10 protein-coding genes are annotated in these 11,487 nt (G+C 56.7%); 6 read left to right on the top strand and 4 right to left on the bottom strand.

The genetic code is table 11. The features are described from left to right. The first annotated feature begins 6 nt into the window (after positions 1 to 6). Positions 7 to 1,065: a hypothetical protein gene (locus K7H22_RS02870; protein ID WP_230799218.1), complete on the top strand. Its 1,059-nt coding sequence runs from the start codon at positions 7 to 9 to the stop codon at positions 1,063 to 1,065. Positions 1,066 to 1,155: 90 nt separating this feature from the next. Continuing rightward, on the top strand, positions 1,156 to 2,685 hold the full coding sequence (locus tag K7H22_RS02865; protein ID WP_230799217.1) for a substrate-binding domain-containing protein: 1,530 nt from the start codon (positions 1,156 to 1,158) through the stop codon (positions 2,683 to 2,685). Positions 2,686 to 2,700: 15 nt separating this feature from the next. Here the strand turns inward: K7H22_RS02865 and radC are convergent, their stop codons facing one another. The 3 genes from radC to dnaK form a co-directional block, all read right to left on the bottom strand. After that, a complete protein-coding gene (radC, locus tag K7H22_RS02860) occupies positions 2,701 to 3,465 on the bottom strand; it encodes a RadC family protein (RefSeq protein WP_230799216.1) in 765 nt (254 codons plus the stop codon). Positions 3,466 to 3,591: 126 nt separating this feature from the next. Beyond that, positions 3,592 to 4,734: a molecular chaperone DnaJ gene (gene dnaJ / locus K7H22_RS02855; protein WP_230799215.1), complete on the bottom strand. Its 1,143-nt coding sequence runs from the start codon at positions 4,732 to 4,734 to the stop codon at positions 3,592 to 3,594. Between the two features lie 73 nt (positions 4,735 to 4,807). Next, positions 4,808 to 6,724: a molecular chaperone DnaK gene (gene dnaK, locus K7H22_RS02850; protein ID WP_230799214.1), complete on the bottom strand. Its 1,917-nt coding sequence runs from the start codon at positions 6,722 to 6,724 to the stop codon at positions 4,808 to 4,810. A 250-nt stretch (positions 6,725 to 6,974) separates the two neighbouring features. Here dnaK and K7H22_RS02845 point away from each other — a divergent pair, with 250 nt between their 5' ends. Beyond that, positions 6,975 to 7,562: an alpha-ketoglutarate-dependent dioxygenase AlkB family protein gene (locus tag K7H22_RS02845; RefSeq protein ID WP_419248141.1), complete on the top strand. Its 588-nt coding sequence runs from the start codon at positions 6,975 to 6,977 to the stop codon at positions 7,560 to 7,562. Here K7H22_RS02845 and K7H22_RS02840 read toward each other — a convergent pair whose 3' ends face one another. Further along, positions 7,563 to 8,387, bottom strand: a complete 825-nt coding sequence (locus K7H22_RS02840; RefSeq protein ID WP_230799212.1) for an ABC transporter permease — start codon at positions 8,385 to 8,387, stop codon at positions 7,563 to 7,565. 146 nt (positions 8,388 to 8,533) lie between these two features. On the opposite strand from K7H22_RS02840, the gene cysQ reads away from it, so the two are divergent. The 3 genes from cysQ to K7H22_RS02825 are packed head-to-tail and all read left to right on the top strand — an operon-like array spanning position 8,534 to position 11,354. Then, on the top strand, positions 8,534 to 9,331 hold the full coding sequence (cysQ, locus tag K7H22_RS02835; RefSeq protein WP_230799211.1) for a 3'(2'),5'-bisphosphate nucleotidase CysQ: 798 nt from the start codon (positions 8,534 to 8,536) through the stop codon (positions 9,329 to 9,331). Next, on the top strand, positions 9,331 to 10,131 hold the full coding sequence (locus tag K7H22_RS02830) for a 3-deoxy-manno-octulosonate cytidylyltransferase (RefSeq protein WP_230799210.1): 801 nt from the start codon (positions 9,331 to 9,333) through the stop codon (positions 10,129 to 10,131). Before cysQ ends, K7H22_RS02830 begins: the two co-directional genes overlap by 1 nt. After that, on the top strand, positions 10,128 to 11,354 hold the full coding sequence (locus tag K7H22_RS02825; RefSeq protein WP_230799209.1) for a glycosyltransferase family 2 protein: 1,227 nt from the start codon (positions 10,128 to 10,130) through the stop codon (positions 11,352 to 11,354). The genes K7H22_RS02830 and K7H22_RS02825 overlap by 4 nt, the downstream gene beginning before the upstream one ends. Positions 11,355 to 11,487 lie beyond the last annotated feature (133 nt).

Below are 11,487 nucleotides of genomic sequence, written 5' to 3'. Positions count from 1 at the left end.
ACGCTAATGGCTAGAATTCAGAATGCTATCCTTGCTTGCGCAACGTTTTTCGCGGCACTGGGTATCGGTTTCATGATGCAATCCTCGCCTGTCGCCGAGATGCGGTATGGTCATCAAGCCTCGTTGGGTAAACCCCCGATGTCGCTGGTGGTTGATCAAAAGCTTGCCGAGGACGGGCCGTTTTCCGAGATATCGCCCAGCGAACTTACGTCGATTGCCTACACTTCGGCGTCTTCCGAGTTTGTAACCTCTGGCCGCGATGCACGAAACACGTCAAGAATTGCGCCCGAACGGCCAACCGTCGCCAGCATGGGGCGGGATGATCTTCCCGAAAGCGTTATTCTGGCCGCAGCAGATGGTGGTGCGGTTCACTCTGGTGCTTTGACTTGCGTCGCGACCCTTGAGGCGCGTTCTGTAGCGGCTGCTATGGTTGATCTGACTCTGGACGTGCCCTGCGAACCGAATGCCCGTGTGACCTTGCACCACAACGGGATGATGGTGTCCGAGTCCACAGATATGAACGGACGTCTGGCTGTCCAAATGCCTGCGCTGTCACAAGCGGCAGTCTATATGGCCTCTTTCGCAAGTGGCCGCTCAGCTATGGCCAAGGCAGAAGTCACGTCACTTGATGTTTATGATCGTGTGGTTGTGCAGTGGCAGGGTCCGGGTGAGTTGCAGATACATGCCCTTGAATTCGGTGCAGACTATGGCGATGAAGGTCATATCTGGATCGGAGCGCCGCGCGACATTGCCGATGCCGCATTGGGCAAAGGTGGCTTTGTGACCCGACATGGGCGGATCATGCCTGATCTGGAATTGCAGGCGCAGGTCTATACATTCCCCTCCGGCACCTCGGCTACACTAGGCAATGTTGCTCTGACCGTCGAAACGGAGGTGTCTGCCGACACCTGCGGACGGCAATTGGAGGGGCAAGCCCTGCAAATAACCGGCGGCGGCGCATTAGGAGTCACGGACCTGACCGTCGACATGCCCGGATGCGAGGCGATTGGCGACTTTCTTGTGTTGAAAAACCTGTTGCAAGACCTGAAGATTGCCCGCAACTAGCGTGCAACGAACTGGGGCAGCACCATGTATCAGGTATGTGCGGCAATAAGGGCCGCACTTTTTTCATTTTTTACCTGCAAGCCGGGTGTGATGTGGCTAGCACTGATGCTTGCGACACCATCGGCAGCGCAGGACATAACCCTTACGTCACGCGACGGTGCCGTTGAACTAACCGGAACGCTTCTGGGATTTGACGGCGAATTCTACCGGATCGAAACCACTTATGGCGAATTGACAGTCGACGGAAGCGGGGTCCTTTGCGACGGTCCGGCATGTCCAAGCCTTGAAGGCTATGTTGCGCGTTTGTCAATTTCCGGCGCGGCGACGATGGCCGAGTTGCTCTTGCCTGCCTTGGTCGAGGGGTTTGCCCTGCGCGAAGGTTATGGCGTGCGTCGGGAAACGCTCGATGATCGGCATTTCGAATATTTGATTCTGGATCGGGAAACCGGTCGCGATCTGGGGCGTTTCCTTTTCAGGGCAACGTCATCAGACGAAGGTTTCGCGGACCTTCTGGCCAACGAGGCGGACATCGTGATGTCCCTGCGCGAGATACGGCGGGAAGAAGCGTTGCTGGCGCGCGAGGCCGGATTGGGCGATTTGCGGGCACGCGGGCGGTTCCGTGTGCTGGCGCTGGATGCACTTGTGCCTGTTGTTGCCGGTACCCTGCCGCTGGACCGGATTCCTACTGCCGATCTTGCACGAGTCTTTGCTGGCCAGATCGACAACTGGTCCGCGCTTGGCGGGCCTGACGCACCGATCAGTTTGCATTTGCGGAATGCTGACTCGGGTTTGGCACAGGCAGCGGTTGAAAAGCTGCTGCGTCCCCTCGGTTCCGAACTATCTGACAAGATTGAACGCCATGACAGCGATATCGCACTTGCGCTGGCGGTCTCTTCAGACCCTTTCGGGCTTGGTCTTGCCAGTGCCGCTGAAACAGGACCTGCTCGCCGGTTGGGGCTGTCGGGCGCATGCGGCTTTGCGTTGCGCGCCACCCGTCACACAGTCAAAACCGAGGATTATCCACTGACAACACCGATGTTTCTGTATGTGCCTGCCCGCCGCCTGCCCCGTTTGGCGCGGGAGTTTCTGTTCTACACGCAAAGCGCACCGGCACAGTTGGTCATCCGGCGGGCGGGTTTTGTTGATCTGGCGCCCGAAGCTATTCCCGTTGCGGCACAAGGCGACCGTTTTGTGAACGCGATCAATCAAGCCGGTTCGGAAATTAAACTGGAAGAGTTGCAACGCATGGCGGGTGTTCTGGGCAAGATGACACGGCTCAGTACAACCTTCCGTTTCGAGGCGGGTTCGACGCGGCTGGATGCCCAGTCCCGCGCCAATGTAGGGCAACTGGCAAGCAGGCTGGAAGACGGCAGCTATGATGGCCGCGGCTTGGTCTTTGTCGGGTTCAGTGATGGAGAAGGCCCCGCAAGGGCCAATCAGGCGATTTCCCAAAGCCGAGCAGATGCTGTGAGGCAAGCTGTGATGATCGCGGCCGAGACTGCGGATCTTGCACAGGTAGAGTTGACAACTGAAGCCTTTGGAGAAGCCCTGCCGATGGCCTGCGATGACGGCGCATGGGGCAGGCAGGTGAACCGCCGCGTCGAAGTCTGGCTGCGTTGAACAGATAGCGTGGGTCTACAGCAAACCCACCGATCGAAAGCTGAGTTCACGAGACCGGCCAATAACCAGATGATCATGAAGCGTAAGGCCCAACGCTTCGGCAGCGGCCTGTATCTGTCGCGTCATGGCGATGTCCGCTTCGGATGGAGTGGGATCACCGGATGGGTGGTTATGCACCAGTATCAAGGCCGACGCGTTCAGTTCCAGCGCGCGTTTGACCACTTCCCGAGGATAGACAGGCACGTGATCAACAGTGCCTTGTGCCTGGGCTTCGTCGGCAAGAAGCGCGTTCTTCCGGTCCAGATACAGCACGCGAAACTGCTCTGTATCCCGATGGGCCATCGTTGTGTGGCAGTAATCCAACACGGCGTCCCAGCTTGATATGACATGCTGTTTCAGGATACGGGAGCGCGCCAGTCTTTGCGCTGCGGCTTCGATAATCTTGAGTTCCGTAATCACCGCGTCGCCGACGCCTTTTACCTCGGCCAGTCGCGATAGCGGTGCGGACAATACGCGGTTGAAATCACCAAAGACTTCCAAAAGCTTATGCGCCAAAGGCTTGACGTCCTGACGGGGAATCGCCCGGAACAGAACCAGTTCCAGCATCTCATAATCCGCAAGTGACGCAGCGCCACAGGTCAGGAAACGATCGCGCAACCGCCTTCTGTGGTCGGCAATATAGGAGGGCAGTCTACCCTGTGACAAAGCACAAGTGTCCTGTGTTTCGTCACACAGGAACAGGGGCAGCGGCGATTCGGAAAAGGCAGTTTTTGTGCTCATCCTGCAAGGATTGCATAAATTGATTGACCGTTTCCTAAAGCATGTCATGGCACCCAGCCTATCAAACGAAAAGGGCGCGCAGCACCGATGCTGCACGCCCTTGACCCCTGGCCGCCTTAGTTTGGCTTAGCCCTTCATGCTGTCCCAGAAGTGTTTGACAGATGAAAAGAAGCTTTTGCTTTCGGGATTATTATCCTCGGACAGGTCCTCGAATTCCTGCAAAAGTTCCTTCTGGCGACTTGTCAGATTGACCGGTGTTTCCACGGCGAGTTCTATAAACATATCTCCAGCAGGGCCACCGCGCAAAGCTGGCATCCCTTTGGAGCGTAGGCGCATCTGGCGGCCTGATTGGCTGCCTGCAGGTATCTTTACGCGGCTGCGGCCACCGTCGATTGTCGGCACCTCAATATCGCCGCCCAGTGCTGCCGTGGCCATCGAAACAGGGACGCGGCAGAATAGGTTGATATTCTCGCGCTCGAAAAGATCGTGCTTCGTGACCTCGATAAAAATATAAAGATCGCCGGTTGGTCCGCCACGCATTCCCGCCTCGCCCTCGCCAGCCAGACGGATACGGGTGCCTGTTTCGACACCAGCCGGAATATTGACCGAAAGCGCGCGGTCCTTATGCACCCTACCCTGACCAGAACACACCTTGCAGGGGTTCTTGATGATCTGGCCCAAACCGCCACAAGTCGGGCATGTCCGCTCGACTGTGAAAAAGCCCTGTTGCGCGCGAACCTTGCCCATACCGGAACAAGTCGGACAGGTCTGTGGTTCAGCGCCCCCTTCGGCGCCTGACCCGCTACAGGACGAGCATGCGACAGACGTCGGAACATTGATCGTTTTTTGTAGACCTGAATATGCTTCTTCCAGCGTGATACGCAGGTTGTAGCGCAAATCGGCCCCACGAGCGGCACGGCCACGTCCGCCGCCACGCCCACCCATGAAGTCGCCGAACAGATCGTCGAAAACATCCGAGAACGCGCTGGCGAAATCACCTTGACCACCGCCAGCACCGGGTCGCCCGCCACCACCCATGCCACCCTCAAAGGCAGCATGACCATAGCGGTCATAGGCGGCTTTCTTCTCGGCGTCTTTCAGGATCTCGTAGGCTTCGTTGGCCTCCTTGAACTGCGACTCCGCATCGGGATTGTCAGAATTTCGGTCGGGATGAAGCTCTTTGGCCTTCGTACGATAAGCTTTTTTGATCTCGTCAGGCGAGGCCCCGCGCGCCAGGCCAAGCACGTCATAGTAGTCACGTTTTGCCATTGGGGATCCCCCTCATGTGGAACGTCAGGAGCCGGTCTGATTCGGACCGGCTCCTGATTGTTCCGCGAGACGCTTACGCGCGCTTGTCGTTGTCCAGATCTTCGAAATCGGCATCAACGATATCATCGTCATCGTTGCTGCGCGGTCCTTGTGCCGACATCGAGTCGTCCTCGTCAGCGTCCTGACTGGCCTTGTAGATAGCCTCGCCCAATTTCATCGCCGCTTCGGTTACGTTCTGGATGCCGGATTTGATCTTGGAGGTGTTGTCAGTCTCAAGCTCGTCTTTCAGCGCAGCGATCGCAAGTTCGATGGCTTCCACGGTCGTTGGGTCAACCTTGTCACCATGCTCTTCAACCGACTTTTCGGTCGAATGGATCAGGCTTTCAGCCTGGTTCCTGGCTTCCACCAACTCGCGGCGCTTCTTGTCAGCCTCGGCGTTTTCCTCAGCGTCCTTGACCATTTTTTCGATATCATCGTCAGACAGGCCGCCCGAAGCCTGAATCGTGATCTTCTGTTCCTTGTTGGTGCCCTTGTCGCGGGCCGAAACCGACACGATGCCGTTGGCGTCGATGTCGAATGTCACTTCGATCTGGGGCATGCCGCGCGGTGCGGGTGGGATGTTTTCCAGATTGAACTGGCCCAGCATCTTGTTGTCCGATGCCATTTCACGCTCGCCTTGGAACACGCGGATTGTCACCGCGTTCTGATTATCCTCGGCGGTCGAGAAGACCTGACTTTTCTTGGTTGGAATTGTGGTATTGCGATCAATGAGGCGGGTGAAAACACCGCCCAATGTCTCAATACCCAGCGACAACGGCGTTACGTCCAGAAGAACAACGTCTTTGACGTCGCCTTGCAGAACACCGGCCTGAATCGCAGCACCCAGCGCCACGACTTCGTCGGGGTTCACGCCTTTATGTGGCTCTTTCCCGAAGAACTTGGTCACTTCCTCGACCACTTTCGGCATACGGGTCATGCCGCCAACCAGAACCACTTCGTCGATATCCGCTGTGGTCAGGCCCGCATCTTTCAACGCAGCCTGACAAGGCTTCATCGACGCTTTGATCAGGTCGTTGACAAGGCTTTCCAGCTTAGCGCGGGTCAGCTTCATCACAAGGTGCAAAGGCTGGCCCGTTGCGCTGTTCATCGAGATGAACGGCTGGTTGATTTCGGTCTGGCTGGACGATGACAGCTCGATCTTTGCTTTCTCGGCAGCTTCCTTCAGACGCTGCAGCGCCATCTTGTCTTGCGTCAGGTCGACGCCGTGCTCTTTTTTGAACTCGTCCGCCAGATAGTTGACAATACGCATGTCAAAGTCTTCACCGCCAAGGAATGTGTCACCATTGGTCGATTTCACTTCGAACAGGCCATCGTCGATCTCAAGGATGGTCACGTCGAATGTACCGCCGCCAAGGTCATAGACCGCGATGATCTGGCTGTCTTTCTTGTCCAGACCGTAGGCAAGAGCCGCAGCAGTCGGTTCGTTGATGATGCGAAGCACCTCAAGACCGGCGATCTTGCCTGCATCTTTGGTTGCCTGACGCTGAGCATCGTTGAAATAGGCAGGAACAGTGATAACGGCCTGCGTCACCTCTTCACCAAGATAGGACTCGGCGGTTTCCTTCATCTTGCCAAGGATGAAAGCAGAGATCTGCGAGGGACTGTATTTCTCGCCACGGGCCTTCACCCATGCGTCGCCATTGCCACCGTCGATCACGGTGAATGGCAGGTTTTTCTTGTCCTTCGCCAGATCCGCATCATCGTTGCGACGGCCGATCAGGCGCTTTACACCAAAAATGGTGTTGTCGGGGTTTGTCACCGCCTGACGCTTGGCGGGCTGGCCGACAAGACGCTCATTCTCGGTGAATGCGACGATGGAGGGCGTTGTACGCGCACCTTCGGCGTTTTCGATCACGCGCGGCTGGCTACCATCCATGATGGCGATGCAGCTGTTAGTGGTTCCCAGGTCAATACCAATGACTTTGGCCATGTTCTTCGATCCCTTCTGACTTCAAGGCGATTGCACGAGATGCGGACCCGTTTCGGCATCCACGCCCCGATCCTGTTTTGTGTAGAACGCCCCGCTTTCCAAGGGTCGTCCAACACGCTTCCGAGCGTATATAAGGAGGGGTCACAGACGCTGCAAGCGCCGGACCAAAGACCTTTTTGCAATTCTAGGCTAATTTTTTCGACCTTCACCCCCTCAAGCCGGAGAAAAGATGATCCAGCCATCCCTTAGAATGAATGGAATCGATGTTTTTCAGGCGCTGCTGCCACCACGTGAGCAGGAAGCACTGCTTGCGGATCTGCGTTTTGTCATCCGTCAGGCGCCGCTGTTTCGCCCTGTCACGGCGCGCGGCACGCCCATGTCTGTGCGGATGACCTCGGCGGGGCGCGTTGGCTGGGTTTCGGACAGGACAGGCTACCGGTATCAGACTATGCATCCCGATGGCATGGCGTGGCCTGCGATACCGGATCGCGTGTTGGATCTGTGGCGCGCGCTGGTCAGCGAGACACGGAAGCCGGACTGCTGCCTGATCAACTTCTATGGAGAGGGTGCGCGCATGGGCTTGCATCAGGACAGGGATGAAGCAGATTTTTCCTGGCCAGTGCTGTCTGTGTCCCTTGGCGATGATGGACTTTTCCGCGTGGGCGGCACAAGCCGTGGAGGTAAGACAGCCTCTGTCTGGCTGACATCCGGGGATGTTATCCGCATGGGTGGTGACGCGCGCCTTGCGTTTCACGGGGTTGACAGGATTCGATTCGGATCGTCCCGTTTGCTGCCGCGCGGCGGGCGTATTAACCTGACCTTGCGTGTCGTGGTGTGATCAGCGCCGCGCACCCCAGCTGACCGAGGCGTTGCGGCGCGTATAAAACTCGCCCATGAGGCCGATCATCAGCAGAACAAGTCCGACGATGATGGCATACTCATACGAACTGTAGCGGGGCACGTAGTTTATAAAGATAAAACCGCGGGCTTGGTCGATTGCATGGAACAGGGGGTTCCAATCAAACAGGCTCAGCATGAAAGCAGGCAAAGTATTTGCCACGAACATCTTGCCCGAGGCGATCATGTTTGCCCGTTGATAGATAGTCGAGAAGATTTTGACAAAAGTTGGAAACCAAGGCTTCAGCGCCAACAAGACTATGCCGACCGCCACGCCGGTAAACCATGCAATTAAAAGCATTCCGAATGCAGGGATAGGTTGATCGATCGAGATCGGCGTAAGGGCCGCATGGTAGAGGAACAGGATCACGACCAGCGAAAGGACTTGTATATAAAGCGTTCCAAGTGCCGCTGAGGCGATCACGATGATGGTATTGAGCGGCGCGTGTTGCATCATGGGTGATGCGGGCCCCTCGGATCCGACGACAGCGCCCATGGTTTTCGTGTGTGTCATGTATAGGAACACGCCTGACATGATATAAAGCAGAAAGTCACCGCGCAGGGCGGCACCACGCAATCCTAGCACCGTGAACATGACATAGAACACAATCACAAAGATCGCGGCTTGCAGCATGTTCATCAGAATTGCCATCATGGCATTGCCGTGGGTCTTCCGGATACTGCGGACAATACTGTGATACACCAGCTCTGCGATAGTGATCGCTGCGCCGAGGCCTGTTTGCCTGAATGTGGACTGCTGAAACATTACCGCGCTACTGCCTGTTTGATCCGGATTGCGAAGCGCGCCTATGGCGGAACACTTGCCGTTTACTGCGCCTTTCACCATAAAGACGATGGATTAAGAGAACAACAATCCAGCCTCCAAAGAGCCAAGATTGTGGGAGAATGTGTTTGGATTACCAGAAGCTGACCGACGTGATGCGACGCCTGTCCATAGAAGCAGGCAAAAGGATCATGGAAATTTACAATGCTGACGATTTTGAAGTGAAGACCAAATCCGATGCAAGTCCGGTCACAGAAGCAGATGAAGCAGCGGATGCGCTGATTTCCGAAGGATTGCGCGCCGCTTTTCCCGAGATAGCCTTGGTTACGGAGGAACAGGCCGCATCGCATGCCGTCCGCGCCGACAGGTTCCTGATTGTCGATCCTTTGGATGGCACCAAGGAATTCATCAACCGGCGTGGGGATTTCACGGTCAATATCGCCTTGGTCGAAGCGGGAATTCCGACTCGCGGCGTGGTCTATGCCCCAGCACGCGGCCGCATGTTTTTTACGCAAGCCGATGGTAGCGCGGTCGAGGAAACAGGTGATTTTGCCCCGAACCTGGTCGGTCAGGTGAAACCGATCAAGGTCTCGTCGCCCGACAACAGTGCCCTGATGGTGGTTGCCTCGAAATCGCATCGCGATCAGGCGACCGATGACTACATCGCCAGATACGCGGTGAAAGACATGAAAAGCGCGGGTTCGTCCCTGAAATTCTGTCTTGTGGCGACTGGCGAAGCCGATCTTTACCCGCGCGTCGGACCCACAATGGAGTGGGATACTGCGGCGGGTCACGCTGTTCTGTCTGGTGCCGGCGGTCATGTCGTCCGGTTTGATGATCACAGCCAGCTTGCCTATGGCAAACAGGGATATCTCAACCCGTTTTTTATCGCCTATGCACCCGGAGTGGAGCTGAGAAAACCCTGATGTCAGTCTTGATTGTCATCCCTGCGCGCTTTGCCTCTACGCGCTATCCCGGCAAGCCGCTTGTCGCCCTGAAAGGCGCAGGCGGGCGTGAACAGAGCCTGATCGAACGGTCATGGCGCGCCGCAATGCAGGTGCAGGGCGTTGATCGCGTCGTGGTGGCAACCGATGACGACACGATAGCCGAGGCTGCCACCGCATTCGGCGCCGAGATCGTGATGACCTCAGCCGACTGCCAGAACGGAACAGAACGCTGTGCCGCGGCGCATGAAGCGTTGGGAGGTGGTTATGACATGGTCGTAAACTTGCAGGGCGACGCCCCTTTAACGCCGCACTGGTTTGTCGAGGATCTGATCGCAGGGCTTGATTGTGATCGCGGCGCACAGGTTGCGACGCCGGTTTTGCGGTGCGACGGCCGCGCGCTGAACGGCTTTCTGACGGATCGCAAACATGGGCGTGTCGGCGGGACTACCGCAGTATTCAGCAATAACAGACACGCTTTGTATTTCTCGAAAGAGGTTGTTCCCTTCACTTCGCGCAGCTACGCGGAGACCGAGGAAACACCAGTTTTCCATCATGTCGGTGTCTATGCCTACCGTCCTGACGCCTTGGCGGAGTATGGAAACTGGCAGACAGGTCCGCTTGAGATACTCGAGGGGCTGGAGCAACTTCGTTTTCTCGAGAATGGCCGCAAGATTCTCTGCGTTGAGGTTGAGGCAAAAGGGCGTCAGTTCTGGGAGTTGAACAATCCTGAGGATGTCGGAAGAATCGAGACCATGATGGCGGAAATGGGCATGGAATGACGCAGCTACAGGTCAGTGTTGTCATCGTCAGCCGGCAACGGCCTGAAGAGCTGACCCTCTGCCTGAAGGCGCTCGCACGTCTGTCATATCCGACCTATGAGTTGATTGTTGTTGCTGATCCCGCCGGTTTGAAAGCGGTCGAGCAGCTACCGTTTTCCCCGATGATCAAGTCAGTGCCTTTCGACGAAGCCAATATTGCAGCCGCGCGCAATCGCGGTGCGAGCCAGGCGGCTGGTGAGATTGTGGCCTTTATCGACGATGACGCCCAGCCAGAGACACGCTGGCTTGATCATCTGACTGCACCCTTTGCCGACCCTGCCGTTGCCGCTGCCGGTGGCCATGTTCTGGGACGCAACGGTATCTCGCTGCAATGGGGCGGACGAATCATAGACCATCGTGGTCACGAACAGGATCTTCCACTGACTGGTGAGAACGCGACGATCCTGACACCCCCATCAGGCACCGCCGTCAAGACAGAAGGCACCAATATGGCGGTAAGACGCAGTGTTCTGGCGCAAATGGGTGGATTTGACCCTGCCTTCAAATTCTATCTGGATGAAACCGATCTCAATATGCGGCTGGGCAATATGGGGGTTTCGACAGCCATAGTTCCATTGGCGCAGGTGCATCACGGCTATGCCGCCAGCAATACGCGCCGCAAGGATCGCGCGGTGCGCGATTTGCACCAGATCGCTGCATCCCGCGCCGTTTTCTTGAGGAAACATTGTCCCGAACTGGATCACAGTCCACTTCTGGATGCCGATTTCGACGAGCAACGCACAAGGGTCATCTCGCAACTTGTGAAGGGCCTGCTAGAGCCGCGCGATATCCGCCGTCTTGTCAAAAGCTGGCAGACCGGAATCGAGGATGGCAGGATGCGTCCGTTGACCCATCCCTGGCCGTTGCCCGCAGCACAAAGCGACTTCTTGCCGTTTCAGCCACTTTCCAGCGGCGGGGTACGAATCATCAAGGGGTTTTTGGCAAATGCCGCGAAGCTGCGAGCGCAAGCCGCAGCAGCTGTCGCCGAGGAGTGCAGTGTCTCTCTGTTCCTCTTCTCGCGGACCACTTTGTATCAAACTGTCCGGTTTCATCCGGACGGTTATTGGGAGCAGGCAGGCGGCCTCTGGGGAAAAAGTGCGCGTACTGATTCCCTGTTTTCTCCGTGGCGCCTTGCCAGCCGCGTAAATCGCGAGATGGACCGCATCGGGCGCAGCCGTTTCTGACCGTTCTGCGCGCAGATTCCGACACGCTTTGCAGCGGATTCTTGCCTTGGTCCTGTTATTGATCTTTTGTCGTGATTAGATGAGCCAAAGAGTGGTAACACTAAGGTAAATCACGACCGCTGAATCGCGGGTC

This window comes from Seohaeicola saemankumensis, from assembly GCF_021021435.1.
In the GTDB taxonomy this organism is placed as follows: domain Bacteria; phylum Pseudomonadota; class Alphaproteobacteria; order Rhodobacterales; family Rhodobacteraceae; genus Seohaeicola.
Note: the sequence above shows the minus strand (reverse complement) of the source record. Positions and strands in the feature narration are given on the sequence as shown.

Excerpts from the sequence above, each read along its gene's own strand:
- K7H22_RS02865 (WP_230799217.1), top strand. The coding sequence starts at position 1,156 with ATGTGGCTAGCACTGATGCTTGCGACACCATCGGCAGCGCAGGACATA.
- radC (WP_230799216.1), bottom strand. The coding sequence starts at position 3,465 with ATGAGCACAAAAACTGCCTTTTCCGAATCGCCGCTGCCCCTGTTCCTG.
- K7H22_RS02825 (WP_230799209.1), top strand. The coding sequence starts at position 10,128 with ATGACGCAGCTACAGGTCAGTGTTGTCATCGTCAGCCGGCAACGGCCT.
- dnaK (WP_230799214.1), bottom strand. The coding sequence starts at position 6,724 with ATGGCCAAAGTCATTGGTATTGACCTGGGAACCACTAACAGCTGCATC.
- K7H22_RS02845 (WP_419248141.1), top strand. The coding sequence starts at position 6,975 with ATGAATGGAATCGATGTTTTTCAGGCGCTGCTGCCACCACGTGAGCAG.
- K7H22_RS02870 (WP_230799218.1), top strand. The coding sequence starts at position 7 with ATGGCTAGAATTCAGAATGCTATCCTTGCTTGCGCAACGTTTTTCGCG.
- K7H22_RS02840 (WP_230799212.1), bottom strand. The coding sequence starts at position 8,387 with ATGTTTCAGCAGTCCACATTCAGGCAAACAGGCCTCGGCGCAGCGATC.
- dnaJ (WP_230799215.1), bottom strand. The coding sequence starts at position 4,734 with ATGGCAAAACGTGACTACTATGACGTGCTTGGCCTGGCGCGCGGGGCC.
- K7H22_RS02830 (WP_230799210.1), top strand. The coding sequence starts at position 9,331 with ATGTCAGTCTTGATTGTCATCCCTGCGCGCTTTGCCTCTACGCGCTAT.